28 protein-coding genes are annotated in these 26,113 nt (G+C 43.7%); 24 read left to right on the top strand and 4 right to left on the bottom strand.

Features of this window, described 5'->3' with window-relative positions:
• Positions 1 to 226 precede the first annotated feature (226 nt).
• From MKY10_RS13585 to coaD, 6 genes are all read left to right on the top strand, one after another.
• Positions 227 to 625 (top strand): YlbD family protein, encoded by a 399-nt coding sequence (locus MKY10_RS13585; RefSeq protein ID WP_003232233.1) that lies wholly within the window; start codon positions 227 to 229, stop codon positions 623 to 625.
• A 15-nt stretch (positions 626 to 640) separates the two neighbouring features.
• Entirely contained in the window at positions 641 to 874 is a 234-nt protein-coding gene (locus tag MKY10_RS13580) for a YlbE-like family protein (RefSeq protein ID WP_339225885.1), read from the top strand.
• A gap of 77 nt (positions 875 to 951) precedes the next feature.
• On the top strand, positions 952 to 1,401 hold the full coding sequence (gene ricF / locus MKY10_RS13575; protein ID WP_044052537.1) for a regulatory iron-sulfur-containing complex subunit RicF: 450 nt from the start codon (positions 952 to 954) through the stop codon (positions 1,399 to 1,401).
• Positions 1,402 to 1,455: 54 nt separating this feature from the next.
• Complete coding sequence (locus tag MKY10_RS13570) at positions 1,456 to 1,728, top strand: YlbG family protein (RefSeq protein WP_015715839.1); 273 nt, start codon at positions 1,456 to 1,458, stop codon at positions 1,726 to 1,728.
• Between the two features lie 322 nt (positions 1,729 to 2,050).
• The gene (gene rsmD, locus MKY10_RS13565) at positions 2,051 to 2,605 is read left to right on the top strand and encodes a 16S rRNA (guanine(966)-N(2))-methyltransferase RsmD (RefSeq protein WP_015252150.1); all 555 of its coding nucleotides are present in this window, start codon (positions 2,051 to 2,053) and stop codon (positions 2,603 to 2,605) included.
• A gap of 4 nt (positions 2,606 to 2,609) precedes the next feature.
• Positions 2,610 to 3,095 (top strand): pantetheine-phosphate adenylyltransferase, encoded by a 486-nt coding sequence (coaD, locus tag MKY10_RS13560; RefSeq protein ID WP_003245283.1) that lies wholly within the window; start codon positions 2,610 to 2,612, stop codon positions 3,093 to 3,095.
• 10 nt (positions 3,096 to 3,105) lie between these two features.
• Here coaD and spoVV read toward each other — a convergent pair whose 3' ends face one another.
• Positions 3,106 to 4,332: a dipicolinic acid transporter SpoVV gene (gene spoVV / locus MKY10_RS13555; RefSeq protein WP_015252149.1), complete on the bottom strand. Its 1,227-nt coding sequence runs from the start codon at positions 4,330 to 4,332 to the stop codon at positions 3,106 to 3,108.
• Positions 4,333 to 4,512: 180 nt separating this feature from the next.
• Here spoVV and MKY10_RS13550 point away from each other — a divergent pair, with 180 nt between their 5' ends.
• A complete protein-coding gene (locus MKY10_RS13550; RefSeq protein ID WP_003232221.1) occupies positions 4,513 to 5,295 on the top strand; it encodes a patatin family protein in 783 nt (260 codons plus the stop codon).
• A gap of 1 nt (position 5,296) precedes the next feature.
• A complete protein-coding gene (gene ddcP, locus MKY10_RS13545; RefSeq protein ID WP_015252148.1) occupies positions 5,297 to 6,322 on the top strand; it encodes a protease DdcP in 1,026 nt (341 codons plus the stop codon).
• A gap of 16 nt (positions 6,323 to 6,338) precedes the next feature.
• Here the strand turns inward: ddcP and MKY10_RS13540 are convergent, their stop codons facing one another.
• Entirely contained in the window at positions 6,339 to 7,586 is a 1,248-nt protein-coding gene (locus tag MKY10_RS13540) for a nucleotidyltransferase (RefSeq protein ID WP_015252147.1), read from the bottom strand.
• On the bottom strand, positions 7,583 to 7,768 hold the full coding sequence (locus tag MKY10_RS13535; protein ID WP_003232215.1) for a hypothetical protein: 186 nt from the start codon (positions 7,766 to 7,768) through the stop codon (positions 7,583 to 7,585). Before MKY10_RS13535 ends, MKY10_RS13540 begins: the two co-directional genes overlap by 4 nt.
• 27 nt (positions 7,769 to 7,795) lie before the next feature.
• On the opposite strand from MKY10_RS13535, the gene MKY10_RS13530 reads away from it, so the two are divergent.
• The 3 genes from MKY10_RS13530 (at position 7,796) to gerR (ending at position 9,242) form a co-directional block, all read left to right on the top strand.
• Positions 7,796 to 8,314: a DUF177 domain-containing protein gene (locus MKY10_RS13530; RefSeq protein ID WP_014479718.1), complete on the top strand. Its 519-nt coding sequence runs from the start codon at positions 7,796 to 7,798 to the stop codon at positions 8,312 to 8,314.
• A gap of 21 nt (positions 8,315 to 8,335) precedes the next feature.
• Positions 8,336 to 8,515, top strand: coding sequence for a 50S ribosomal protein L32 (gene rpmF, locus MKY10_RS13525; protein ID WP_003154457.1), 180 nt, complete (start codon positions 8,336 to 8,338; stop codon positions 8,513 to 8,515).
• Positions 8,516 to 8,660: 145 nt separating this feature from the next.
• Positions 8,661 to 9,242 (top strand): sporulation specific transcriptional regulator GerR, encoded by a 582-nt coding sequence (gene gerR / locus MKY10_RS13520; RefSeq protein ID WP_044052536.1) that lies wholly within the window; start codon positions 8,661 to 8,663, stop codon positions 9,240 to 9,242.
• 56 nt (positions 9,243 to 9,298) lie between these two features.
• On the opposite strand, the gene MKY10_RS13515 is transcribed toward gerR, so the two are convergent.
• Positions 9,299 to 9,781 (bottom strand): N-acetyltransferase, encoded by a 483-nt coding sequence (locus tag MKY10_RS13515; RefSeq protein ID WP_014476736.1) that lies wholly within the window; start codon positions 9,779 to 9,781, stop codon positions 9,299 to 9,301.
• A gap of 159 nt (positions 9,782 to 9,940) precedes the next feature.
• Here MKY10_RS13515 and MKY10_RS13510 point away from each other — a divergent pair, with 159 nt between their 5' ends.
• From MKY10_RS13510 to murB, 13 genes are all read left to right on the top strand, one after another.
• Positions 9,941 to 10,837, top strand: coding sequence for a 2-dehydropantoate 2-reductase (locus MKY10_RS13510; protein WP_015252144.1), 897 nt, complete (start codon positions 9,941 to 9,943; stop codon positions 10,835 to 10,837).
• A 70-nt stretch (positions 10,838 to 10,907) separates the two neighbouring features.
• The gene (gene bshC, locus MKY10_RS13505; RefSeq protein WP_339225884.1) at positions 10,908 to 12,527 is read left to right on the top strand and encodes a bacillithiol biosynthesis cysteine-adding enzyme BshC; all 1,620 of its coding nucleotides are present in this window, start codon (positions 10,908 to 10,910) and stop codon (positions 12,525 to 12,527) included.
• Positions 12,528 to 12,652: 125 nt separating this feature from the next.
• Positions 12,653 to 13,084: a division/cell wall cluster transcriptional repressor MraZ gene (mraZ, locus tag MKY10_RS13500; RefSeq protein ID WP_003221402.1), complete on the top strand. Its 432-nt coding sequence runs from the start codon at positions 12,653 to 12,655 to the stop codon at positions 13,082 to 13,084.
• A 69-nt stretch (positions 13,085 to 13,153) separates the two neighbouring features.
• A complete protein-coding gene (rsmH, locus tag MKY10_RS13495; RefSeq protein WP_014479723.1) occupies positions 13,154 to 14,089 on the top strand; it encodes a 16S rRNA (cytosine(1402)-N(4))-methyltransferase RsmH in 936 nt (311 codons plus the stop codon).
• 39 nt (positions 14,090 to 14,128) lie between these two features.
• On the top strand, positions 14,129 to 14,482 hold the full coding sequence (gene ftsL, locus MKY10_RS13490; RefSeq protein WP_003232200.1) for a cell division protein FtsL: 354 nt from the start codon (positions 14,129 to 14,131) through the stop codon (positions 14,480 to 14,482).
• On the top strand, positions 14,479 to 16,632 hold the full coding sequence (gene pbpB / locus MKY10_RS13485; RefSeq protein WP_015252142.1) for a penicillin-binding protein 2B: 2,154 nt from the start codon (positions 14,479 to 14,481) through the stop codon (positions 16,630 to 16,632). The genes ftsL and pbpB overlap by 4 nt, the downstream gene beginning before the upstream one ends.
• A gap of 116 nt (positions 16,633 to 16,748) precedes the next feature.
• Positions 16,749 to 18,689, top strand: a complete 1,941-nt coding sequence (locus tag MKY10_RS13480) for a stage V sporulation protein D (RefSeq protein ID WP_015252141.1) — start codon at positions 16,749 to 16,751, stop codon at positions 18,687 to 18,689.
• Positions 18,690 to 18,864: 175 nt separating this feature from the next.
• Positions 18,865 to 20,349 carry a UDP-N-acetylmuramoyl-L-alanyl-D-glutamate--2,6-diaminopimelate ligase gene (locus tag MKY10_RS13475; RefSeq protein ID WP_015252140.1) on the top strand — a complete coding sequence of 495 codons (1,485 nt, stop codon included), beginning with the start codon at positions 18,865 to 18,867 and terminating at the stop codon, positions 20,347 to 20,349.
• A gap of 111 nt (positions 20,350 to 20,460) precedes the next feature.
• On the top strand, positions 20,461 to 21,435 hold the full coding sequence (mraY, locus tag MKY10_RS13470; protein ID WP_003232192.1) for a phospho-N-acetylmuramoyl-pentapeptide-transferase: 975 nt from the start codon (positions 20,461 to 20,463) through the stop codon (positions 21,433 to 21,435).
• A complete protein-coding gene (gene murD / locus MKY10_RS13465) occupies positions 21,436 to 22,791 on the top strand; it encodes a UDP-N-acetylmuramoyl-L-alanine--D-glutamate ligase (RefSeq protein ID WP_003232189.1) in 1,356 nt (451 codons plus the stop codon). It abuts the gene before it with no gap.
• A gap of 60 nt (positions 22,792 to 22,851) precedes the next feature.
• A complete protein-coding gene (gene spoVE / locus MKY10_RS13460; protein ID WP_003244810.1) occupies positions 22,852 to 23,952 on the top strand; it encodes a stage V sporulation protein E in 1,101 nt (366 codons plus the stop codon).
• A gap of 120 nt (positions 23,953 to 24,072) precedes the next feature.
• On the top strand, positions 24,073 to 25,167 hold the full coding sequence (gene murG, locus MKY10_RS13455) for an undecaprenyldiphospho-muramoylpentapeptide beta-N-acetylglucosaminyltransferase (protein ID WP_046664177.1): 1,095 nt from the start codon (positions 24,073 to 24,075) through the stop codon (positions 25,165 to 25,167).
• Between the two features lie 28 nt (positions 25,168 to 25,195).
• On the top strand, positions 25,196 to 26,107 hold the full coding sequence (gene murB / locus MKY10_RS13450) for a UDP-N-acetylmuramate dehydrogenase (protein WP_003232182.1): 912 nt from the start codon (positions 25,196 to 25,198) through the stop codon (positions 26,105 to 26,107).
• The last annotated feature ends 6 nt before the right edge of the window (positions 26,108 to 26,113 follow it).

The following is a 26,113-nucleotide window of genomic DNA, read 5'->3' as shown; positions in this document are numbered from 1 at the left end:
GCCGCGGACGAATGGTTCCCGGCTTTTTCTATTTCCATACAAGCTGGTCTGAATGAATGTGCTAATAGCTTACAGATAAGGCCGTTTCCCATTCCTTCAGTCAGGCTTTTTCACCAGTGTATAGGGATATCGCTAAAAATTCATTTGGGAATGAATATAGGCGAACACAATGCCCGACAAAACGATACATTGTAGTAGGTAACGATTTTCGGAGGGGGTGAGGATTGTGGCGAATCAACATGCCAATCATTCAATCAATGACTTTAAACAATTCGTCAAAAAGCATCCCAAGCTGATAAAAGAAGTGCGCAAAGAACAAAGAAGCTGGCAGGACGTATATGAAAATTGGGTCCTCTTCGGGGAGAGCGATCCGATTTGGGATCCGTATCGGGAACCGGAAGAAGCTTCTGAAGCTGTGCCTGAAACACCGCAAAAAAATGATTTTGTCTCGAAAATGGTGACAGCGGTGAAAAAGATGGATGTCAATCAAATGAACGAACAAATCAATAAAATGAGCCAGTCGATCTCATCGTTGCAAAGCCTTCTTAATACATTTTCCGGAAGCGGACAGAAGCATTCTCAGCCAGGCTCTGGACAGCATCCTTTTTCTTTTCGAAAGGATTAAAAAAGGGGAGCTCATATGCGCAAAGAGGTTCAGGAATATATTTTAGCAAACGAAGAACGGAAACGATTCATCAGAGAACAGCCGATATGGTACCGCAGGCTTTCAAGAAAACCGGATGATCTGTCCTCCTTTCAGCTTGAAATGATGAATTTTTATGAAAAAACCATTCCGCATCGGGTGAATCAGTTTACGAACGGGATTCAAATGGCGCAAATGATGATGCAAATGTTTCAAGCGATGCGGACATAAGGTTTTGTATACGGCTGCGGTTAAGCATTTTCCAATTGGCTGGTTTCATGGTAAACTAACAATTGGAGGTGCATGTTATGTATGCGACGATGGAATCCGTGCGGCTTCAAAGTGAAGCTCAGCAGCTTGCCGAGATGATTCTGCAGTCGGAGACGGCTGAGAACTACCGCAATTGTTACAAGCGTCTCCAGGAAGATGAAGAGGCAGGGCGGATTATTCGTTCTTTTATTAAAATAAAAGAGCAGTATGAGGATGTACAGCGTTTTGGCAAATATCATCCTGACTATAGAGAAATATCCCGGAAAATGAGGGAGATCAAACGTGAGCTGGACCTGAACGATAAGGTGGTTGACTTCAAGAGAGCTGAAAATGAGCTCCAGTCCATTCTTGATGAGGTCAGCGTTGAGATTGGGACAGCTGTTTCGGAGCATGTGAAAGTTCCGACTGGGAACCCTTATTTTGACGGTTTGTCTTCATGCGGAGGCGGCTGCGGTTCAGGCGGAAGCTGCGGATGTAAAGTGTCCTGACGAGACTGGCCGTCTCGTCTTTTACATATAAGAGAAAACAGGCAGGTGATTGTATTGGAGAATAGGCGCCAGGGCATGGTTGTGTATCTGCACTCCCTAAAGCAGAGCAAAATGCTGAGGAAGTTCGGGAATGTGCACTATGTATCAAAACGATTAAAATATGTCGTACTGTACTGTGATATGAACCAAATTGAAAAAACAATGGACAAGATTGCGTCTTACTCATTTGTGAAAAAAGTGGAGCCTTCTTATAAACCGTTTTTAAAATTGGAATTCGAGTCAAAGCTTGATAAGGCAAAAGAATACGATTATAAAATCGGCATATAGCTATAAAAAAATCCCCGCAGGCATCTGCGGGGTCCTTCTATTCCTTAATATGTTAAGGAGAAGGCAAAGGGAGAGGAGAAACCGGAGGAAGAACTTATGGGGAAACGTAAGTCTTCTCCGCGGTTGGCAACAACATCCTCTAGATGCTGTTGCTTATAGTATGGACAAGGATCATGCTGCCTATACACCTGTTTATCAAGATTAGCGTTCATTGTTTGGAAGAATGCTTTATGTTAAGATAGGATTGATTTTTTTCTATGTACATAGCGGCGTCCGGCCGAATAAAGAAACAAAATAGCTTTTAGAAAAAGTGGTGTGGAACATGAGAGTAATTTCTGGATCAAAAAAAGGCCGTTCACTAAAGGCTGTACCCGGAACATCAACAAGACCGACAACCGACAAAGTGAAGGAATCCATTTTCAATATGATCGGCCCTTATTTTGACGGGGGCAGGGGACTTGACTTATTCGCAGGGAGCGGAGGTCTTGGAATCGAAGCGCTTTCACGCGGGTTTGAGCATTGTATATTCGTTGACCGTGATTTTAAAGCGATTCAAACGGTAAAATCTAATTTGAAAACGCTGGAGCTTACAAAACATGCACAGGTATACCGCAATGATGCGGAACGTGCTTTGCACGCTGCTGCTAAAAGAGAAACCGGCTTTCGCGGCATTTTTCTCGATCCGCCGTATAAGGAACAAAAGCTGAAAGCACTTTTAACGCTGATTGACGAATATCAAGTGCTGGAAGAAAACGGCTTTATCGTCGCTGAGCATGACAGAGAGGTCGAGCTTCCCGAAACCGTAGGAGATCTTGTGATGACAAGAAAAGAAACCTATGGGCTTACAGGTGTGGCGATTTATAAAAAGAGGGGGTAGTGAGGTGGCGAGTATAGCTGTCTGTCCCGGCAGTTTTGATCCGGTGACCTACGGGCATCTGGACATCATCAAACGCGGGGCGCATATTTTTGAACAAGTGTATGTATGTGTGCTGAATAATTCTTCAAAAAAGCCTTTGTTCAGTGTGGAAGAACGGTGTGAGCTTCTGAGAGAAGTGACAAAAGACATTCCGAACATAACAGTTGAAACATCGCAAGGCCTGTTAATTGATTATGCAAAAAGAAAAAATGCGAAAGCGATTTTAAGAGGCTTGAGAGCTGTATCTGATTTTGAATACGAGATGCAGGGGACATCAGTAAACCGTGTGCTTGATGAATCTATTGAGACATTTTTTATGATGACAAACAATCAATATTCGTTTCTAAGTTCAAGCATCGTAAAAGAAGTGGCAAGATACAACGGCTCGGTATCAGAGTTTGTACCGCCGGAAGTAGAGCTGGCGCTTCAGCAAAAATTCAGACAAGGATGAGGGTTTTGACTCATCCTTTTTTTGTTCCGTTTGTCAGTCTGTAAGAAAAAATGATAATGTACGTAAACAGCGCGCATAGTGTGACAGCAGGTCCGATCTGCACAAGCAGATTCCAGCCGTTTATAAAGGCAGTTGGCATGTCACTGCTGTTAAGAGATTTAAATACATACTGATACGGATCATGCCATGCCGTGTAAAGAGGTTTCCATAAAAGCATGACGAAGACAGCGGCATAAACGCCCTGCAGCAAACGTGCGATAAAGAATGGTTTAAATCTAATGTCGGTTTCCGATAAAATACCTGCCACCTGAGCTTGTACGGAAAAGCCGCTAAACCCAAGAATAAAGCTGACGATAATGGCTTTTTGCAGAAGAGAAACATCTGTCTCGCTGACAAGCTTGCTGCCTAATGTAATTTCAAACATCCCTGATAAAAGCGGAATGTCCAATTGAGTCGGAAGCTGAAACAAAGTCAGTGCTCCTTTTGTGAAAACAGACAAAACATCAGTCAGCTGGACCACTGACAACAGCCGATTGAAGACAGAAAATAAAATAATAAAGCCGCCTACCATAAGAAGCGTTTGAACAGAAGACGTCACGGCGTCGCCTAAAATTTTACCTAAGGGCCGTTTTTCTGCAAGTCTGGCGGTATGAAGAGCGTGTAAAGCATCTTTGACTGAAGGGAAAGGTATCGTTTTCTTTCTTCTGAGATGCTGCTCTTCCTTGCGGCCATAGGAGCGCATTGTTAAACCGACGGCAAGATTCCCCAAATAGTGTGCAGAAGCTAATAAAATGCCTAGTGATGCGTTTTGAAAGAAACCGACGGCAACAGCGCCGAAAATAAAGAGCGGGTTTGAAGAATTGGTAAACGACGCGAGCCGTTCTGCCTCTACTCTTGAAATCTGATTTTCCTGCCGCAGACGGGCAGTGAGTTTTGCGCCCGCTGGGTTTCCTGATGCCATTCCCATAGCAAGAACGAAGCCGCCGACACCCGGCACGCGAAAGATCGGCCGCATAAAAGGCTCAAGCAAAACACCGACAAACCGCACAATGCCAAAGCCGATTAAGAGTTCGGACAGAATAAAAAATGGCAGCAATGACGGAAACACAACCTCCCACCACATAGACAGCCCGGTTTTAGAGGCTTCGAATGAGGCCTGTGGATGTGAGATGACAGTCGCTGTTAAAAAAAGAAAAAACGAGGCAATCAAAAGTGTATTAATCTTCGACAAGTTCATTCTTACCTCCCCGATGCTAAAAATGCCCAATGACATGTATATCATGATAAAATAATGTATGATGTAAAACGGCCAAGCAGTACCTGTCCTCTTGATTCTTTGTACTAATATACGAGCATAGGGGTTCAGTTTAGACCATAGAATTCGGTATACAGGGAATTCAGGCAGGAGGTTAACGCTTTGGCCAAACCTAAAATCGGGTTAGCGTTAGGATCGGGAGGGGCCAGAGGGCTTGCTCATCTCGGTGTGCTTTCCAGTTTACATAAGCACCAAATTGAAGTGGATATGATTGCAGGAAGCAGCATGGGCGCTTTGGTGGGCAGTTTTTACGCCGCCGGACATGACGTGGCAACGATGAAAAAAGTAGCCAAAGCCTTTAAACGAAGGCTTTATGCTGATTATACGGTGCCGAAACTCGGTTTTTTAAAAGGTGACCGCGTCAGACAGCTTGTGCATGCTTATACATTCGGAAAACCGATTGAAGAGCTCCAAATCCCGCTGGGCATTGTTGCGTGTGATCTACAGACGGGAGAAAAGATTGTGTTCCGAAAAGGATCAGTGTCAGATGCAGTGAGGGCCAGCATCAGCATCCCGGGTATCTTTATTCCGCAGCGGCTGGACGGACGCCTTCTTGTAGACGGCGCGGTCGTCGATCGAATTCCGGTTTCTGTTGTGAAAGACATGGGAGCTGATATTATCATCGCTTCGGATGTTTCCAGGGTTCGAAAAACTGAAACAGCAGTGCATATTTTTGATGTGATTATGCAAAGTATGGATATACTGCAAAATGAATTAGTGCGGCATCAAACAATTGCCGCAGATATCATGATTCGCCCTTCCCTTGAAACATACAGCTCAAGCTCGTTTGCCAATATTGAAGAAATGATATCGGCAGGCGAAGAGGCGACAAACCGAATGATCAGCAAGATAAGAAAAGAAATAGAGAATTGGGAGGGCTCATAATTTGCTACGTAAAAAACATTTTAGCTGGATGGTCGTCATCCTCATACTGATCGCCTTTTTATCATTTATAAAACTTCCATACTATATTACAAAACCGGGAGAAGCGACAGAGCTTGCTTCATTGATAAAAGTGGAGGGAGGCTACCCGGAAAAAGGAAGTCTGTCCTTAATGACTGTTAAAGTGGGACCGGCTAATCCGTTTACATATGTGTGGGCAAAGATGCACCCTTATTATGAAATTGTTCCTGATGAGAGCATTAAGGAGGAAGGCGAGTCAGATAAGGAGTATATGAAAAGACAGCTCCAAATGATGAAAAGCTCGCAAGAAAATGCGGTTATAGCCGCCTATCAAAAGGCAGGAAAAAAAGTCAGCTATTCCTTTAACGGCATATACGCAAGCTCAGTTGTAGAAAACATGCCGGCAAAAGGGAAAATAGAAGTCGGTGATAAAATCATCAGCGCAGACGGCAAAAACTATCAGTCTGCTGAAAAGCTGATTGATTATATCAGCAGCAAAAAAGCGGGAGATAAAGTCACGTTAAAGATCGAAAGAGAAGAAAAAGAAAAGCGTGTCACCCTTACGTTAAAACAATTTCCTGATGAGCCGGATCGGGCAGGAATCGGAGTTTCGCTTTATACAGACAGAAACGTGAAGGTAGAGCCTGATATTGATTTTGAAATCGAAAATATTGGCGGCCCGTCAGCAGGGTTAATGATGTCCCTTGAAATCTATAATCAGCTGACAAAACCAGACGAAACAAAAGGCTACGATATTGCGGGAACAGGTACCATTGATGTTGATGGAAAAGTAGGCCCGATCGGCGGCATTGATCAAAAAGTCGTCGCCGCAGACAAAGCCGGAAAAGACATTTTCTTCGCGCCAAATCAAAACGGCGCCAGCAATTCCGATTATAAGAACGCAGTAAAAACAGCAAAAGATATTGATTCAAATATGAAGATTGTGCCTGTTGATACCATGCAGGATGCGATTGATTATTTGAATAAGCTGAAAGCGAAAAGCACCTGAGAATCAGGTGCTTTTTCTATACATTAAAAAAATGTTGTTCATCTTCGTCATATCGAATCGGTGCATGTCCGTATTCCTGCAGGTCAAACTCAGTTCTCAGCGGCTCTTCTATCGGCAGGCTGTAAATCCTGCTTGCTTTTACGTCCAGATCGAGAGCTGGATGGGAGAAAGAGGACAGTTTGCTGACAAGCGGAACAGACAGTGCTTTTTTCTTTTCGGATAAATAAGCCTGTCCTTTTTTCGTCATGCCGAGAAGCCTGATATACGGCACCTTATCGTTGTCAAGCAGCTTTTGCATATCCTGTTTTTTTGTTCTGGTTAAAATGTGTGTATTCATCCGCTGGAGCCTTGTCCACGTATAGCGTTTTGTTTTCAGCAGTTCCATAAATTCCTGATAGGAGCTGGATTTTCTGATCGAACGAATAATTCTGTGCTCTAAACCTTCCTCCACCTCGTATACTTGCTGTAATTCCCGTGCCGTTACAGTTGAAAGGCTGTATTTTAAGTAAGAAAAGTAGCTTTCAGGTGTATGCCACAATCCGAAAGATTTGCGGTAAGCTGCTAATTCACGTGCAGATGCAGCAGGGAGAAAACGAAGGCAGGCTTCGAGATTCTGGCCAATCATCGCTTTTCTAATGCTTGTGGCACTTGCTATATGGTTTTCGCCTTCAGGGAGATCGGCATCATGATAGTCCGAAGAGATTCGTGCCGTAGTATAAGGTTTCATAGGATATCCCCCGGTTAGAATCGAGGTCACATACTGGTATCCCAAAATGTTATTTGGTTTTGACAAGTCAAGTGCACTTTCAGTATGCAAAATGGAGCTGAAGGCGATAGCCGCCGCTGCTGGGTAACTGGCCCCCTTTTTAAGTTCTTCTTTAATTCGGTCATTCAATATATGTTTATGCTCATCAATAAGCTGTGCTGTTTCTAAAAAAGGCTTGATATCCCCATTTTCACTCCCGAAAAACAGCGCCTCACATTCAAGTTCGTTCAGGATGGAAACACTGCCGCGTGCAAAAATGTCTGCTTTTTGCACGGCATAAAGATAAGGCAGCTCAATGACAAGATCAACTCCGCTTTGCAGCGCCATTTTTGTTCGGGCCCATTTTGATACAACAGCGGGTTCCCCGCGCTGTAAAAAATGTCCGCTCATGACCGCGACAGCCGTGTCACATCCGGTTTGCAGCTTTGCTGTTTGGGCATGATAAAGGTGACCGTTATGAAAGGGATTATATTCAACCACCAATCCGACAGCTTTCATATTTTTTCCGCCTTTCTTGCTATGTTTAAAAACGTATGGTACATTTGCAAATGAAAACTCTTACGCCTTATTTTTGTTTTAAGTGTATGCATAGCATATTCCGCTGTCAACGATACTTCAATGGCAGCATTATGCTGTAAAGAAAAAATATTGACAAAAACAATCTTAAAAGCTATAATCATGTTTGTTGCTTTCCTGAGGTGATACAAATGAAATGGACGATTTATCAGCTGCATCAAATGCCAAAACAAAGTTTTGAGTTTGATGAAACAGTTGAGTTAAATGAGCTGACAAAGCTGAATTCTGACATTCGCCGCATTTCTCCCGTCCGGGTGAAGGGCAGAGCGGATATCAAATCCAAACAGGTTTCGTTTGATTTTACAATTTCAGGCGAAATGATTTTGCCATGCTCAAGAACACTCGTTGATGTCCCGTATCCATTTGAAATTTCAACAAAAGAACTGTTTATATTTCATCACACGGATGATATAGAAGATGATGACGTTCACATTGTTGAGGACGATACTATCGACTTAACTCCGATCGTGAAAGAAGAAATTCTTTTAGAAATCCCTATGCAAATCTTTTGTGAATCTGAACAAGAAAAAGGAGCTGCTCCTCAAGAAGGAAAGGATTGGCAAGTCATTTCGGAAGAAGACAAGAAGAATCAAGTTGATCCGAGACTTGCAGCCCTCGAAAAGCTCTTAAAACAAGATGATGAATCTTAACTCTTTAAGGAGGTGGGAATAATGGCTGTACCTTTTAGAAGAACTTCTAAAATGAAGAAAAGATTGCGCCGTACACATTTCAAACTTAATGTACCTGGTATGACAGAATGTCCGTCATGCGGAGAGATGAAGTTGTCTCACCGTGTATGCAAAGCATGCGGATCATACAACGGCAAAGACATAAATGTAAAAAGTAACTAATAAGAAAAGCGCGGGGTGAAAGCCCTGCGCTTTTTCTTTTTCTCTTCCTGTCAGCTTGCGGAAAATTTGTGAGTGCAAATAGTCTATCTAATCTATTACCGGCATATGTATGAGATAAATAAGCTGACATGGAGGGAGATTGAATTTGACCATTACAAGACAAGATGCTTGGACTCAGGATGAGGATTTGCTGCTGGCAGAAGTGGTGCTTCGTCATATTCGAGAGGGAGGAACACAGCTTTCAGCCTTTGAGGAGGTTGGAAGGGCGCTGACCAGAACCGCGGCAGCCTGTGGTTTCAGGTGGAACTCGTATGTGAGAAAACAATACCAGTCAGGTATAGAGCTTGCAAAAAAGCAAAGGAAAGAACTGAGAAAGCAAATCGGCGTTCATTCGGTCAATATGCCGAATTCCATGAAGCAGACTGCCTCGGCATCGTCGGAAGGAAAACGAGATTTGTCCATTCAGGAAGTCATCCAATTTCTCGAACAATTCAAAGAAGCGCCGTCTGCACAAGAATTTCAGCTTGAAAGGGAAAAATTGAAGGAGCAAATCCAATCGCTGCAAAAAGAGCTTGAGGATTTGCGGAGTGAAAATCAGACATTGCGGAATCAGCTAGAGATGACAGAAGAGGATTACAAGGCACTGATCGATATCATGGATCGGGCCAGAAAAATGGTTGTTTCGAAGGAAGACGGAAGAATGAAAAAAGCGGCTCAAGAAACGTAAAGAAACGCCTGAAATGAACCGGCCCTATAGTAAGAATAGGCCGGTTGTTTTGATTTCTATGCAGACTCTCCTGGTGTCATTTCGTGATCCATATCAGGATGCCAGATGAGCGGGTTTTCCCCTTTGTCCCTCGCCATATCATACTTAACAGTTTTAAAGTTCATTTTGTTCCAAAATTCCGCTGATTTCATTCTCGGATTTGTCCGGATCGGCATTTTGAATGATTTTGCAAATTCAACCAAGGCTCTCCCGTATCCCCTGTTCTGGTAGCCCGGAAGAACCTCAAGCTTCCACAGCTCCAAATAATCCTGGCGGTTGTCAAAATAGGGATTCGATTTGCCGTTAACTTGATACAGACTCATTCGTGCTACAAGTTTATCGCCAAAATAAATCCCGTAAAAAGGCGAGGTGCTGTCATTTTCAATAATATTATCCTGAAGTTCTTCAAGCATTGAAAGCTCCTGAATGCCGTATTCTTTGAATTTCTTGAATTCTTCCAGCGTTTTATAGTTGATAAGCAGACGTTCTACCTTTGTCAAACAAATCTCCCCCTTTGTTGTTTCTACATATATTGTAAACGCTTTATTTAAAAAATCCAAATATTTAAACTTTAATTTTAAGCACATGGGATCTTTGAGAAGTAATTTCTTCTTACTTCTGCTATGATAATACGTAAATGCTAAATTGGGTGTGACATCATGAAAATTGGAATTATCGGCGGAGGCTCCGTCGGTCTTTTATGCGCCTATTATTTGTCACTTTATCACGACGTGACTGTTGTGACGAGGCGGCAAGAACAGGCTGCGGCCATTCAGTCTGAAGGAATCCGGCTTTATAAAGGCGGGGAGGAATTCAGGGCTGATTGCAGTGCGGACACGAGTATCAATTCGGACTTTGACCTGCTTGTCGTGACAGTGAAGCAGCATCAGCTTCAATCTGTTTTTTCGTCGCTTGAACGGATCGGGAAAACGCATATATTATTTTTGCAAAACGGCATGGGGCATATCCACGACCTAAAAGACTGGCACGTTGGCCATTCCATTTATGTTGGAATCGTTGAGCACGGAGCTGTAAGAAAATCGGATACAGCTGTTGATCATACAGGCCTAGGTGCGATAAAATGGAGCGCGTTCGACGATGCTGAACCAGACTGGCTGAACATCTTGTTTCAGCATAACCATTCGGATTTTCCGATTTATTATGAGACGGATTGGTACCGTCTGCTGACGGGCAAGCTGATTGTAAATGCGTGTATTAATCCTTTAACTGCGTTATTGCAGGTAAAAAATGGAGAACTGCTGACAACGCCAGCTTATCTGGCTTTTATGAAGCTGGTATTTCAGGAGGCATGCCGCATTTTAAAACTTGAAAACGAAGAAAAGGCTTGGGAGCGGGTTCAGGCCGTTTGTGGGCAAACGAAAGAGAATCGTTCATCCATGCTGGTTGACGTCATTGGAGGCCGGCAGACGGAAGCTGACGCCATTATCGGATACTTATTGAAGGAAGCAAGTCTTCAAGGTCTTGATGCAGTCCACCTAGAGTTTTTATATGGCAGCATCAAAGCATTGGAGCGAAATACAAACAAAGTCTTTTGAGCTTTTTCGGTAACATGCTATACTCATTTCGGATCACTAACTATTTATTGGAGAAAGGAAGTTCTAGAAGATGCAGCTAACTGAACTTTCCATCAAAAATCAGAATGTGTTTGTACAGCACTATATAGATGGCAAAGAAGAAATGTCTTCTTTTTTTGATTACAGTATTCATCATAAGGACATGTGGCGAGAAAGACTGGAAGACTTATCTTCCCGGTTTTTCGCAAGAGAGGAATTGGCGGCGTACTTAACCTCTTACCATAATAAATTCGGTTCAAGTGCGATGCAGTCTGCTATTGAGAAGCTGAAGGACCCGTCAAGTGCCGCTGTAGTCGGCGGACAGCAGGCAGGACTTTTAACAGGACCGCTTTACACCATACATAAAATCATTTCAATCATTGTTTTAGCAAAGCAACAAGAAAAGGAACTGCAAGTGCCTGTCATACCAATCTTCTGGGTGGCTGGAGAAGACCACGATTTGGATGAGATTAATTTTGTTCACACATCTGAAGAGAATGGGCCTGTGAAAAAAAAGCTGCCTCAGTCTTATTGGAAGAAATCATCAGCAGCGAGTACATCGCTTGATCAGGAAAAGTGTGCCGCGTGGATAGATGATGTTTTTGCCGCTTTTGAAGAAACAGACCATACGAATACACTTCTCGACAATGTGAAACGATGTTTAAGGGAATCTGTTACGTTTACTGACTTCTTTGAGCTGCTGATCGCGGATTTGTTCCAAGAAGAGGGCTTAGTTTTATTAAATTCTGGAGATCCGGGGATTAAAAAGCTGGAAACGGCCATGTTCCAAAAGATTCTTCGAGAAAATGATGAACTCGCCCGCTCTGTATCAGATCAGCAGGCCTTCATGCGTCAAGCAGGCTACAAACCGATTATCGAGTCCGGAAAAGAGCAGGCGAATCTGTTTTATGAATACGAAGATGAGCGTTTTTTAATTGAAAAAGATAACGGCCGATTTGTCATCAAAGAGCTTGATCTAGGATGGACGATGGATGAACTTCATACACATATGGAAGAACATCCAGAGCGTTTCAGCAACAATGTTGTAACGAGACCGTTAATGCAGGAATTTCTCATTCCGACTTTAGCATTTATTGCAGGGCCTGGAGAAATCAATTATTGGGGCGAGCTCAAACAGGCTTTTGCGGTGATGGGCTTCAAAATGCCTCCTGTCATGCCAAGGCTGAACATTACGATACTTGAGCGGCATATTGAGAAAAAACTGGCTGAACGGAATATCTCGTTACAAGACGCGATTGAGCGCGGAACGGAGAATCAAAGAGAGACATACTTCGAGCGCCAGATTCCGGAAGAGTTTACGGCGGTGATGGATCAGGCGAAAAGCCAAATTGAAGCGATTCACAAAACGGTCCGGCAGGAGGCGTTAAAGGTTGATCAAAGCATGGAACCTTTACTCCTGAAAAATGCCGCTTTTATTCAGGATCAGCTTCAATTCTTAGAGCGCACGGTGACGAAGCGAATTGAAGAAAAAGAAGGCTACGTCTTGAAGGATTATGAAAGAATTCAAAATAGCATTAAGCCGCTTCTTGCGCCGCAAGAACGGATTTGGAATATCATGTATTATTTGAACAGGTACGGTCCAAAATTCTTCACGACATTCAAGAATCTGCCATTTTCTTTTCAAAATCAACATCAAGTTGTCAAACTTTGAAATAAAGTTTTAAAGAACCCTGACTAGTTCAGGGTTTTTTTTTATGGGTAAACAGTGTAAAATGAAGTTGTGGAGCGAAGTGGTGAATAGTGGTGAGTTAAGGAGAGAAAGTGGGGCAAGAGATCATGTTTATGGGTGAATATCAGCATACCATCGATGCGAAAGGCCGCATGATCGTACCCGCTAAATTCAGAGAAGGCCTAGGTGAGCAATTTGTGCTGACTAGAGGACTTGACCAATGTCTCTTCGGCTACCCTATGCACGAATGGAAACAAATTGAAGAAAAACTAAAAGCTCTTCCTCTCACAAAGAAAGATGCCCGCGCGTTTACCCGTTTCTTCTTTTCAGGGGCGACTGAATGCGAACTGGACAAGCAAGGCAGGGTAAATATCGCATCATCTCTATTGAATTACGCCAAACTGGAAAAAGAATGTGTTGTTATCGGGGTTTCTAATCGAATTGAATTGTGGAGTAAAGTAATTTGGGAACAATACACAGAAGAGCAAGAAGATTCATTTGCTGAAATTGCTGAAAACATGATTGGGTTTGATATATAATGATTCTTCGTGTATAACACTCTAAAAACAATTTCAATTCATCCTGATAAAAGGTGGGACCAACACAATATGTTTCAACACAAGACAGTACTTCTTCGTGAAACCGTAGACGGACTTAATATTAAACCAGACGGTACATATGTAGACTGCACACTCGGCGGAGCTGGGCATAGTACATACTTATTGCAGCAGTTATCCGAGAAGGGGCGTTTAATCGCTTTTGACCAAGATGATACGGCATTACAGCATGCTAAAGAAGTGTTGTCCGATTATAAAGGACAGCTCATTCTGATTAAAAGCAATTTCAGGTATTTAAAAGAATGTTTGAATGAACAAGGCATTACAGAAGTAGACGGCATTTTATTTGATTTAGGGGTGTCCTCTCCGCAGCTGGATACACCGGAGCGCGGATTCAGTTACCATCATGACGCACCGTTGGACATGAGGATGGACCAGTCGGCTACGCTTTCGGCGAAAGAAGTCGTTAATGAGTGGCGCTATGAGGATCTCGTCCGTATTTTCTTTAAATACGGAGAAGAGAAGTTCAGTAAACAGATCGCCAGAAAAATTGAGGAGGCAAGAATGAAGTCTCCTATTCAAACTACGGGCCAACTGGTCGATCTAATAAAAGACGCGATTCCCGCTCCAGCGAGAAGGAGCGGCGGACATCCCGCTAAACGCGTGTTTCAGGCAATCAGAATTGCCGTAAACGATGAACTTAGGGTGTTTGAAGAAGCTTTGGAGCAGGCAATTGAGGTTCTGAAGCCAGGGGGCAGGGTATCGGTCATTACCTTCCACTCGCTAGAAGACAGAATTTGCAAAACCACTTTTAAAGAAAAGTCGTCGCTTCCGGAACTTCCTCCGGGGCTTCCTGTTATACCGGAAGAGTTTGAACCGGAGCTGAAGCTCATCACACGAAAACCGATTACGGCATCTCAAGAAGAGCTTGAAGAGAACAACCGGGCTCGTTCTGCCAAGCTTCGGATTGCTGAAAAAAGAAAATAACGAAACGCGAACGCAAAATTAAAAGGAGGTCATCAGCCTATGAGCAATTTAGCTTACCAACCAGAGAAACAGCAGCGGCATGCGATCAGTCCTGAGAAAAAAGTGATTGTCAAGAAAAGGGCTTCCATTACTCTCGGAGAAAAAGTGCTTCTTGTCCTCTTTGCTGCGGCGGTGCTCAGCGTATCGCTTTTGATCGTATCGAAGGCGTATGCGGCATATCAAACCAATATTGAGGTGCAAAAGCTTGAGGAGCAAATTTCATCCGAAAATAAGCAAATTGGTGACCTCGAAAAAAGCGTTGCTGATTTAAGCAAACCGCAGCGCATTATGGACATTGCGAAAAAGAACGGCTTGAATTTAAAAGATAAAAAAGTGAAAAACATACAGGAATGATTCAAATGCCAAAAAAGAATAAATTTATGAATAGAGGAGCAGCGATTCTAAGTATTTGTTTCGCTCTCTTTTTCTTTGTCATCCTGGGGAGAATGGCATATATTCAAATAACCGGAAAAGCGAATGGCGAAGTGCTTGCGACAAAAGCGACAGAGCAGCATGAAAAGAAACGGACCATCGAAGCGAGCCGCGGCTCGATTTTAGACCGAAAAGGAAAAGTCATTGCAGAGGACACAGCGACGTATAAACTGATTGCGATTCTCGATAAAAAAATGACCACTGATGTCAAGCATCCTCAGCATGTTGTAAACAAAGAAAAAACGGCAGAAGCATTGTCTAAAGTGATAAACTTGGACAAGGCCGACATCCTTGATATCTTAAATAAGGAGAATGCAAAACAAGTCGAGTTTGGCTCAGCTGGCCGGGATATTACGTATTCACAAAAGCAAAAAATTGAAAAAATGAAACTCCCGGGCATTTCATTTTTGCGGGATACAAAACGCTACTATCCAAATGGTATTTTCGCATCCAATTTAATCGGCTATGCCGAGGTTGATCAAGACACAAATGAAATTTCCGGCGCGATGGGGTTAGAAAAAGTGCTGGATAAGTATTTGAAGGAGCGGGACGGATATGTGACATATGAAAGCGACAAATCCGGCTGGGAGCTCCCGAACAGCAAAAATAAAATTACAGCGCCAAAAAATGGTGACAATGTATATTTAACCATTGACCAGAAAATTCAAACCTTTTTGGAAGACAGCATGACAAAAGTGGCGCAAAAGTATAATCCGAAAAAAATCATGGCCGCAGTCGTCGATCCGAAAACGGGCAAAGTGCTTGCCATGGGACAGCGCCCAAGCTTTGATCCGAACAAGCGCGATGTGACAAACTACTATAATGATTTGATTTCATATGCGTATGAGCCCGGATCCACGATGAAGATCTTTACACTTGCTGCTGCGATGCAGGAAAACGTGTTTAATGCGAACGAAAAATATAAATCAGGGACATTTGAAGTTGGCGGAGCACCTGTTAAGGATCACAATAACGGTGTAGGCTGGGGTCCGACAACATATCATGACGGCGTCCTAAGGTCGTCGAATGTCGCTTTTGCGAAACTGGCGAAAGAAAAGCTGGGATATGACCGCCTCAATCAATATTTGCACAAATTCAATTTTTACCAGAAAACAGGTATTGATTTGCCAGGAGAAGTCTCCAGCAAAATCAACTTTAAATATGAATTTGATAAGGCGTCAACTGCATATGGCCAAGCGTCTGCGGTCACACCAATTCAGCAGATTCAGGCCGCAACGGCAATTGCAAATGACGGCAAAATGATGAAACCTTATGTCATTGACCATATCGTTGATCCCGATAAAGATAAAACTATTTATCAAAATAAGCCGGAATCAGCCGGAACCCCAATTTCTGCAAGCACAGCGAAAAAGGTGCGGGATATATTGGGAGAAGTTGTTACGTCGAAAATCGGAACAGGGCAAGCATATAAAATCGAAGGTTTTGATGTTGCCGGGAAAACAGGTACTGCGCAAATAGCCGGTAAAGGCGGATATTTAGACGGCACAGATAACTATATCTTTTCGTTTATGGGTATGGCGCCAAAAGATGATCCTGAGCTTTTAATTTATGTGGCTGTACAGCAGCCGCAACTAAAAGCAGGACAAAGCAGTTCAGATCCAGTATCAGAAATCTTCAATCCAACAATGAAAAATAGCCTGCACTACCTAAACATCGAACCAACTGAAAAATCTGACTCAGATAAGGAAGAAACAAAAGCGCAGACAATGCCTGATTTAACAGATCAAACGGTAGCTGCTGCTCAAAAGAAAGCAAAAGAGGAGAATCTCACACCAATTGTCATCGGCAGTGATGTCGCTGTAAAAGAACAGTATCCGAAAGCGGATGAGGAAGTTCTCACCAATCAAAAGGTCTTCCTGAAAACGGGCGGCAAAATCAAAATGCCTGATATGACAGGCTGGTCGAGAAGAGAGGTTCTGCAGTACGGCGAGCTCGCGGGAATTCATATTGAAGTAAGCGGACAAGGCTACGCTGTCAGCCAAAGTGTTAAGAAAGACAAAGAAATCAAAGACAAAACCGTAATCAAGGTTAAGTTTAAAAATCCTGATTAAAAAGAAAGCTTGCGTTATGCAGGCTTTCTTTTTTTATGCCTTCAGAGGAGCATCGTTCTACCTGTCCAATTTCAGGCATAAAATGAAACAAGCCTAAATAAGGAGTGAACGGTCTCTTGCGCGTCTCGAATGTAACGGTTAGAAAACGTTTATTATTTGTTTTGCTTTTTGGCGTGATCGTGTTTCTGATCATTGATACAAGGCTGGGGTATGTTCAGTTTGTGATGGGCGAAAAACTGACTTCGCTGGCGAAAGATTCCTGGAGCCGTAACTTGCCGTTTGAGCCGGAGAGAGGCGAGATTCTGGATCGGAATGGTGTGAAGCTCGCAACAAATAAAAGTGCGCCGACCGTATTCGTCGTGCCGCGCCAAGTTCAGAATCCGATGAAAACGAGCAAGCAGCTTGCGGCGGTGCTCAATATGTCAGAAGAAAAAGTATATAAACATGTGACAAAAAAAGCGTCAATCGAAAAGATCACTCCTGAAGGGAGAAAAATTTCAAATGAGAAGGCGAAAGAAATCAAAGCGCTTGATTTAAAAGGTGTGTATGTTGCGGAGGACAGTATCCGTCATTACCCGTTCGGCAGCTTTTTATCTCATGTGCTTGGATTTGCAGGAATTGACAACCAAGGGCTCCTTGGACTTGAAGCCTATTACGACGATGATTTAAAAGGGGAAAAAGGTTCTGTTAAGTTTTATACAGATGCCAAGGGGAAGAAGATGCCTGATGAAGCGGATGACTATACGCCGCCTAAGGATGGGCTTGATATGAAGCTGACAGTTGATTCAAAGGTTCAGACGATAATGGAAAGAGAGCTTGATAACGCTGAGGCCAAATATCATCCGGACGGCATGATTGCCGTAGCCATGAATCCGAAAAACGGAGAAATTTTGGGGATGTCTAGCAGGCCTGACTTCGACCCTGCTGATTACCAATCTGTTGATCCGTCCGTCTACAATCGAAATCTGCCAGTATGGAGCACGTATGAACCGGGATCTACCTTTAAAATTATTACACTTGCAGCAGCCCTTGAAGAGCAAAAAGTAAATTTGAAACGGGATCAATTTTATGATAAAGGGCATGCTGAAGTGGACGGAGCGAGACTGCGGTGCTGGAAAAGAGGCGGGCACGGGCTGCAGACGTATCTGGAAGTTGTGCAGAACTCCTGCAACCCGGGGTTTGTTGAATTAGGCGAGCGCTTAGGAAAGGAAAAGCTTTTCAAATATATCAAAGACTTTGGTTTTGGACAAAAAACGGGGATTGATCTCCAAGGCGAGGGAACAGGCATCTTATTCCCGCTTGAGAGAGTGGGCCCGGTGGAGCAAGCAACTACGGCTTTCGGACAGGGAGTATCCGTCACGCCGATTCAGCAGGTTGCAGCAGTATCCGCCGCTGTAAACGGAGGAACGCTCTACACACCTTATATTGCAAAGGAATGGATCGATCCTGTTACGAAGAAAACGGTCAAAAAACAATCACCAATCGCAAAGAAACAAGTCATTTCTGAGGAAACATCCAAACAAATCCGCTATGCTCTAGAAAGCGTCGTCGCAGAAGGCACCGGCCGCAATGCATTTGTAGAAGGATATCGTGTCGGAGGAAAAACGGGAACTGCACAAAAGGTTAAAGATGGAAAATATCTTGAAAACAACCATATTGTATCATTTATTGGTTTCGCGCCCGCCGATGATCCGAGTCTAGTCGTCTACGTTGCGGTGGATAACCCGAAAGGCACGATTCAGTTTGGCGGAACGGTTGCAGCGCCTATTGTCGGAAATATTATGAGAGACAGTCTGCCGGAACTTGGTGTGAAGCCCCGGAAAAATCAAATCGAGAAAAAATACCAATGGAACGACACAAAAACAATAGAAGTTCCGAATGTTGTAGGGATGTCTGTCTCAGATCTTGAGTCACTATTGGTGAATCTCAATGTGGATGCTTCCGGGAAAGGGAGCAAAATCGTTAAACAATCGCCAGCTGCCGGAACGAAAGTAAAAGAAGGCTCAAAGATACGCGTGTATTTGACTGAAGAAGATGAAGAGGAGGCAGCCGATTGATTCGGGCTGCCTATTCTTTTATTGCAGAAAAAATGCTGATAACTTTCAAGATTAGCTGGATGTATCCTTTTATTTACGCTAAAATATGAACTGTATGCTTAAAATCATTACCACATCATTTGATGTGACTTCAATGATAAAAAGAACGAATTAGAATGTTGAGAGGTTTGATACGATGAAACTTACAAAGCTGCTTACATACTTAACAACCGAACCTTCTGTAAACGACTCACAAGACCCTGAAATAACTTCAATTGAGATGGACTCCAGGGAAGTAAAGAAAGGGAGTCTTTTTGTATGTGTAAAAGGGTATACGGTGGATGGCCACGATTTTGCGCAAAAAGCAGTAGAAAACGGTGCAGCGGCTATTGTGGCAGAAAGAGAGGTCGATGTGAATGTTCCTGTTATTATTGTCCGGCAGTCACTTCGCGCGCTCAGCGTTTTGTCTGATGCGTTTTACGGACAGCCGACGAAGAAGCTTCAGCTGATTGGGATAACAGGGACAAACGGCAAAACATCAACGACCCACATGGTCGATGAGATTCTGAAAAAAGCGGGAAAACGCACAGGCTTGATCGGTACAATGTACATGAAAATCGGAGACGAAACACTTCCTGTTAAAAACACGACTCCGGAAAGCGTCACGCTGCAGAAAACGTTTAAGAAAATGAATGACAAGCACGTTGACACTGCAATCATGGAGGTTTCTTCCCACGCTTTGTCTTTAGGACGCGTCCATGGCTGTGATTATGATATTGCCGTGTTTACGAATTTAACACAGGACCATCTGGACTATCATAAAACGATGGATGAGTACCGGCATGCAAAAAGCTTGCTCTTTTCCCAACTTGGCGGGGCTTTCAACCATGAACATCCAAAGCGTGCCGTACTGAATGCTGACGATGAGGCGAGCGCTTATTTTGAAAAGGTAACAGCTGCGCATATCTCTACATACGGAATTAAAAACGATGCTGATGTGATGGCGAAGAACATCAGTATCACTGCACAGGGCACAAGCTTTGATCTCGTGACAAACAAAGGCACGAAGCACATCACGATGTCTCTCGTCGGACAATTTAATGTGTATAACGTGCTGGCCGCTGTTGCAACATGTATTGCAGCAGGCATACCGTTTGAAATCATCACTGAGGCTGTTGAAGAATTGCATGGTGTAAGAGGCCGTTTTGAATTGGTCAATCAGCAGCAGGAGTTTCCTGTCATTGTAGACTACGCGCACACACCGGACAGCCTTGAAAATGTGCTGGAGACATGCAGAGATATGACGGAAGGAAAGCTATTTGTCGTTGTCGGCTGCGGAGGAGACAGAGATAAGACGAAGCGCCCGAAAATGGCTCAAATTGCTGTGGAGCTGGCTGACGAGCCGATTTTCACGTCAGATAACCCGAGAAGCGAAGATCCTCGCGCGATTTTAAGAGATATGGAAGCCGGAGTAGAGAACGCATACTATCACAGTATTGCAAACCGCGAGCAGGCGATCTTTTTCGCAATTGCCAATGCCAAAAAAGGCGACGTTGTCCTCATTGCCGGAAAAGGACATGAAACCTATCAGCAGATCGGAAATGAAACTTTCGATTTTGATGATGCTGAAGTAGCGGCGAGAGCCATTGTTGAACTCAATAAGAATAAGACGAATTCATAGGAAAGAGATGTTACTGAATAATGGAGCTTGAAAAGATTTTTCATATGGAAAAAAATCATGAATATGATAACTACGTATGTCGTTTGAAAGAAACAGGAGGAGAAAAGGACAATGCTTGAGCAAGTCATTCTGTTTACAATTTTAATGGGGTTTTTAATTAGTGTTCTGCTCTCTCCGATTCTTATTCCGTTTTTAAGAAGATTAAAATTCGGCCAGAGTATTAGAGAAGAAGGACCGAAATCACATCAGAAAAAATCAGGGACACCGACAATGGGCGGGGTCATGATCATACTTTCTATCATAGTGACAACAATTGTTATGACACAGAAGTTTTCAGAAATAAGCCCCGAAATGGTGCTGCTTCTGTTTGTTACGCTAGGCTACGGTTTGCTTGGCTTTTTAGATGATTACATCAAGGTTGTCATGAAGCGCAATCTTGGATTGACATCAAAGCAAAAGCTGATCGGACAAATTATTATTGCAGTTGTATTTTACGCCGTGTATCATTACTACAATTTTGCGACGGATATTCGCATTCCTGGTACTGACTTATCATTTGATCTTGGCTGGGCTTACTTTATTCTTGTGCTCTTTATGCTTGTCGGCGGATCAAACGCAGTTAACCTGACTGACGGCCTTGACGGGTTATTATCCGGTACTGCGGCGATTGCCTTTGGCGCCTTTGCCATTCTGGCATGGAATCAGTCTCAATATGACGTAGCGATTTTCTCAGTTGCCGTTGTCGGTGCAGTTCTGGGCTTCCTTGTATTTAATGCTCATCCGGCCAAAGTTTTTATGGGAGATACGGGATCGCTTGCATTGGGAGGAGCAATCGTTACCATTGCCATTTTAACGAAATTAGAGATCCTGCTGGTTATCATCGGCGGTGTATTCGTTATCGAGACATTATCTGTTATTTTGCAGGTCATCAGCTTTAAAACGACAGGTAAACGAATCTTTAAAATGAGTCCGCTTCATCACCATTATGAGCTTGTCGGCTGGTCTGAATGGAGAGTAGTCGTGACGTTTTGGGCTGCGGGACTTTTGCTTGCCGTTTTAGGAATTTACATCGAGGTGTGGTTATAAGTGGAAAATGATCAATTTTTACAGAAACAGCATTTTTTAATCCTTGGGCTTGCGAAAAGCGGATATGCGGCGGCCTCCATTCTTCATGAAAAAGGCATTTATGTTGCAGTCAATGACCAAAAGCCTTTTGAAGAAAATGAACCGGCACAAAAGCTTTCTGAAAAAGGAATCGAAGTTGTTTGCGGAGAGCATCCAGTTTCTCTGTTCGATCAGCATCAAATCACGATTCTGATCAAAAACCCGGGAATTCCTTATGAAAATATTATGGTTCAGGAAGCGGAGAAAAGAGGTATTCCGGTTTGGACGGAAATTGAGCTCGCTTACTACCTGACCAGCGCCAAGTTTATCGGGATTACCGGATCGAACGGTAAAACGACCACGACAACGCTAATTTACGAAATGCTCAAAGCTGACTCGCAAAAAGCACTGATTGCCGGAAACATCGGCACAGTCGCAAGTGAGGTTGCCTATCATGCTGATGGAGATGAATGGATCGTTACCGAACTGTCTTCGTTTCAGCTGATGGGAACACACGCTTTCAGACCGGAAATCAGCCTGATTTTAAATGTATTTGACGCCCATCTGGATTATCACCATACGCGCGAAAACTATGAAAAAGCGAAACAGAAAGTGTACCTTCATCAGACTGCTTCAGATAAAGCCATTGTCAACCAGGATGATGAAACCGTCGTGCGTCTTGCTGAAGCCGGAAAAGCCGAAATCGTCCCATTTTCAGTCAGCAAAACGCTTGAACAGGGCGCATATGTAAAAGACAGTATGATTATGTTTAACGGCGAAGCCATTCTTCCTCTGGAAGAGGTTGTGCTGCCCGGTGCTCATAACCTGGAGAACATTTTAGCAGCTATTGCAGTTGTGAAAACGGCAGGAGCATCCAATGAGGCGGTTAAAAAGGTGCTGACAAGCTTTACTGGTGTGAAGCACCGCCTCCAATATGTCACAACTGTGAATGGCCGCAAATTTTATAACGACAGTAAAGCAACAAACATTCTGGCGACAAGCAAGGCGCTTTCAGCTTTTGATAAGCCGGTCATTCTGCTTGCGGGCGGACTGGATCGCGGAAATGGTTTTGATGACTTGAAACCTTATATGAAGCATGTCAAAGCAGTGCTTACATTTGGCCAGACGGCGCCAAAACTCGAGAAACTCGGCAATGAACTGGGAATACAACATGTCAAACGTGTCGATAATGTTGAACAAGCAGTATCTGCGGCGTTTGCGCTCTCAAATGAAGGAGATGTCATCCTGCTGTCACCCGCGTGTGCGAGCTGGGATCAATTCAAAACATTTGAAGAACGCGGTGACATGTTTATAGATGCCGTGCATATGCTTAAGTAAGGGCTTGTCTTGAAGTAAATCGGCAGCCCTAATGACTTTAAGCTTGGGGTGTCGATTGCTTTGACTACTAAAAAAACATCGCCTGATTTGTTATTGGTCATCATTACGTTATTATTATTAACAATCGGATTAATTATGGTGTACAGTGCGAGTGCGGTATGGGCGGATTATAAATTTGACGACTCATTCTTTTTCGCGAAACGGCAGCTTTTGTTTGCGGGAATCGGCGTCATTGCTATGTTTTTTATCATGAATGTCGATTATTGGACTTGGAGGACATGGTCCAAATTGCTGATGGTTATCTGCTTTTTCCTTCTGGTGCTTGTTTTGATACCGGGCGTCGGAATGGTGCGGAACGGTTCAAGAAGCTGGATCGGAGTCGGAGCATTCAGCATACAGCCTTCAGAGTTTATGAAGCTTGCGATGATTGCATTCCTTGCTAAATTTCTCTCTGAAAAACAAAAAAACATCACATCGTTCAGACGGGGGTTCGTCCCTGCACTTGGCATCGTGTTTTCAGCATTTTTGATTATCATGTGCCAGCCTGACCTCGGAACGGGGACAGTAATGGTCGGAACTTGTATTGTCATGATTTTTGTAGCCGGCGCACGGATCGCCCATTTCGTCTTTCTCGGGCTGATCGGCCTCAGCGGATTTGTCGGGCTCGTACTATCGGCTCCATATCGGATAAAGCGGATTACCTCATACTTAAATCCATGGGAAGACCCGCTCGGAAGCGGATTTCAGATCATTCAATCGCTTTATGCAGTGGGGCCCGGCGGGTTGTTCGGAATGGGGCTCGGACAAAGCAGACAGAAGTTCTTTTATCTGCCTGAGCCGCAAACAGACTTTATTTTCGCCATCTTGTCAGAGGAACTGGGCTTTATCGGGGGAACACTTATTTTGCTCCTCTTCAGCGTCCTGCTGTGGAGAGGAATCAGAATTGCGCTTGGTGCCCCTGATCTGTACGGAAGCTTTGTCGCAGTCGGCATTATTTCAATGATTGCCATTCAAGTCATGATCAATATCGGCGTAGTCACGGGCCTGATTCCTGTAACAGGCATCACGCTCCCGTTTCTGAGCTACGGAGGCTCTTCATTGACTCTAATGCTGATGGCAGTTGGTGTGCTGCTGAATGTAAGCCGCTACTCGAGGTATTAACGAATGTATGTCCAAGCTTCCTGTCTAACATGAAGCTTGGAAACAATTGATGCGATAACCCTGTCCAACAAAACAGGGTTATCGTTATGTTATAGAGAAACTTAGACTGGGGGAAAAGAAATGCGAATTGCAATAAGCGGAGGCGGTACAGGGGGACATATTTATCCTGCGCTTGCTTTTATTAAAGAAGTGCAAAGACGTCATCCTAATGTGGAATTTTTATATATCGGAACAGAAAACGGGCTGGAGAAAAAAATTGTTGAGCGGGAGAATATACCGTTTCGTTCAATTGAAATTACAGGATTTAAAAGAAAATTGTCATTTGAAAATGTCAAGACTGTGATGCGTTTTCTGAAGGGCGTCAAAAAGAGTAAATCGTATTTAGCGGAATTTAAGCCCGATGCCGTAATTGGAACGGGCGGTTATGTATGCGGGCCGGTTGTCTATGCCGCTGCGAAAATGGGAATTCCGACTATTGTCCATGAACAAAACAGCCTGCCGGGCATCACGAATAAGTTTCTTTCAAAATATGTTAATAAAGTAGCGATTTGTTTTGAAGAAGCGAAATCACATTTTCCTAGCGAGAAAGTTGTATTTACGGGAAACCCGAGAGCCTCTGAAGTCGTCTCAATAAAGACGGGACGATCAATGGCTGAATTTGGGCTTTCTGAAGACAAAAAAACGGTCTTAATTTTCGGCGGAAGCCGAGGCGCTGCACCGATTAACCGCGCTGTCATTGACATGCAGGATGCGCTGAAAACAAGAGACTATCAAGTGCTGTATATCACCGGTGAAGTTCACTATGAAAAAGTAATGAATGAGCTGAAAAGCAAGGGTGCCGCTGATAATATGGTCACAAAGCCGTTTCTTCATCAAATGCCTGAGTATTTAAAGGCCATTGATGTCATTGTGGCCAGAGCCGGTGCGACAACGATTGCCGAAATTACTGCTCTCGGAATCCCAAGTGTTCTGATCCCAAGTCCATATGTGACAGCGAATCACCAGGAGGTCAATGCGAGATCTCTTGGCCAGCATAATGCGGCGATTGTACTGAAAGAAACAGAGCTCAGCGGGGAGAAGCTGATTGAAGCGCTAGACCGGATTGTACTGAATGAGCAAACGTTAAAGGAAATGAGCGAACGAACAAAGTCACTCGGTGTTCCTGACGCGGCTGCCCGTTTATACAGCGTACTCGAGGAATTAAAAAAATTGTAGAAAAGCAAATGGAATGCGGAGGTTTACGATGGAGAAAGTGATACAGGAATTAAAAGAACGCGAAGTCGGCAAGGTTCTTGCAAATGAACCGCTCGCGAATCATACAACGATGAAAATCGGCGGACCTGCGGATGTATTGGTCATTCCAAGCAGTGTAGATGCTGTTAAAGACATCATGGACGTGATTAAAAAATATGATGTGAAGTGGACAGTCATCGGCCGCGGATCAAATCTTCTTGTTTTAGATGAAGGAATTAGAGGCGTAGTAATCAAGCTGGGTGCGGGTCTTGACCACTTGGAGCTTGAAGGGGAGCAAGTAACAGTCGGAGGCGGTTATTCAGTGGTCCGCCTTGCTACATCATTGAGCAAAAAAGGCCTGTCCGGTTTGGAATTTGCTGCCGGCATTCCAGGATCAGTCGGCGGAGCGGTTTATATGAATGCCGGCGCTCACGGTTCTGATATGAGCGAGATCCTCGTCAAAGCGCATATTTTATTTGAAGACGGAACGATTGAGTGGCTGACAAATGAGCAGATGGATTTCAGCTACAGGACATCTGTACTGCAAAAGAAACGCCCGGGCGTTTGCCTTGAAGCTGTTTTGCAGCTGGAGCAGAAGGATAAGGAATCAATCGTTCAGCAAATGCAAAGCAATAAAGACTATAGAAAAAATACACAGCCGTATTCAAGCCCTTGTGCGGGAAGCATATTCAGAAATCCGCTTCCGAATCATGCTGGGAACCTTGTAGAAAAAGCAGGCTTGAAAGGATATCAAATCGGCGGTGCAAAGATATCGGAGATGCACGGAAACTTCATCGTCAATGCGGGAGGAGCATCAGCAAAAGATGTGCTTGATCTCATTGACCATGTGAAAAAGACAATCCGTGAAAAATACGAGATTGATATGCACACAGAGGTTGAAATCATCGGCGGAAATCGCTGATTCAAG

The sequence above is a fragment of the Bacillus sp. FSL P4-0290 genome (genome assembly GCF_037975435.1).
GTDB classification, from domain to species: domain Bacteria; phylum Bacillota; class Bacilli; order Bacillales; family Bacillaceae; genus Bacillus; species Bacillus subtilis.
This window is presented reverse-complemented; position numbering and strand designations above follow the sequence as displayed.

What these genes read in the sequence shown, in the direction of transcription:
- MKY10_RS13535 (WP_003232215.1), bottom strand. Translation starts at nt 7,768, where the DNA reads ATGATTATAGCTTTTAAGATTGTTTTTGTCAATATTTTTTCTTTACAG.
- murB (WP_003232182.1), top strand. Translation starts at nt 25,196, where the DNA reads ATGGAGAAAGTGATACAGGAATTAAAAGAACGCGAAGTCGGCAAGGTT.
- rpmF (WP_003154457.1), top strand. Translation starts at nt 8,336, where the DNA reads ATGGCTGTACCTTTTAGAAGAACTTCTAAAATGAAGAAAAGATTGCGC.
- MKY10_RS13580 (WP_339225885.1), top strand. Translation starts at nt 641, where the DNA reads ATGCGCAAAGAGGTTCAGGAATATATTTTAGCAAACGAAGAACGGAAA.
- ftsL (WP_003232200.1), top strand. Translation starts at nt 14,129, where the DNA reads ATGAGCAATTTAGCTTACCAACCAGAGAAACAGCAGCGGCATGCGATC.
- spoVV (WP_015252149.1), bottom strand. Translation starts at nt 4,332, where the DNA reads ATGAACTTGTCGAAGATTAATACACTTTTGATTGCCTCGTTTTTTCTT.
- MKY10_RS13530 (WP_014479718.1), top strand. Translation starts at nt 7,796, where the DNA reads ATGAAATGGACGATTTATCAGCTGCATCAAATGCCAAAACAAAGTTTT.
- pbpB (WP_015252142.1), top strand. Translation starts at nt 14,479, where the DNA reads ATGATTCAAATGCCAAAAAAGAATAAATTTATGAATAGAGGAGCAGCG.
- mraY (WP_003232192.1), top strand. Translation starts at nt 20,461, where the DNA reads ATGCTTGAGCAAGTCATTCTGTTTACAATTTTAATGGGGTTTTTAATT.
- rsmD (WP_015252150.1), top strand. Translation starts at nt 2,051, where the DNA reads ATGAGAGTAATTTCTGGATCAAAAAAAGGCCGTTCACTAAAGGCTGTA.
- MKY10_RS13540 (WP_015252147.1), bottom strand. Translation starts at nt 7,586, where the DNA reads ATGAAAGCTGTCGGATTGGTGGTTGAATATAATCCCTTTCATAACGGT.
- ricF (WP_044052537.1), top strand. Translation starts at nt 952, where the DNA reads ATGTATGCGACGATGGAATCCGTGCGGCTTCAAAGTGAAGCTCAGCAG.
- bshC (WP_339225884.1), top strand. Translation starts at nt 10,908, where the DNA reads ATGCAGCTAACTGAACTTTCCATCAAAAATCAGAATGTGTTTGTACAG.
- rsmH (WP_014479723.1), top strand. Translation starts at nt 13,154, where the DNA reads ATGTTTCAACACAAGACAGTACTTCTTCGTGAAACCGTAGACGGACTT.
- MKY10_RS13510 (WP_015252144.1), top strand. Translation starts at nt 9,941, where the DNA reads ATGAAAATTGGAATTATCGGCGGAGGCTCCGTCGGTCTTTTATGCGCC.
- mraZ (WP_003221402.1), top strand. Translation starts at nt 12,653, where the DNA reads ATGTTTATGGGTGAATATCAGCATACCATCGATGCGAAAGGCCGCATG.
- MKY10_RS13475 (WP_015252140.1), top strand. Translation starts at nt 18,865, where the DNA reads ATGAAACTTACAAAGCTGCTTACATACTTAACAACCGAACCTTCTGTA.
- murG (WP_046664177.1), top strand. Translation starts at nt 24,073, where the DNA reads ATGCGAATTGCAATAAGCGGAGGCGGTACAGGGGGACATATTTATCCT.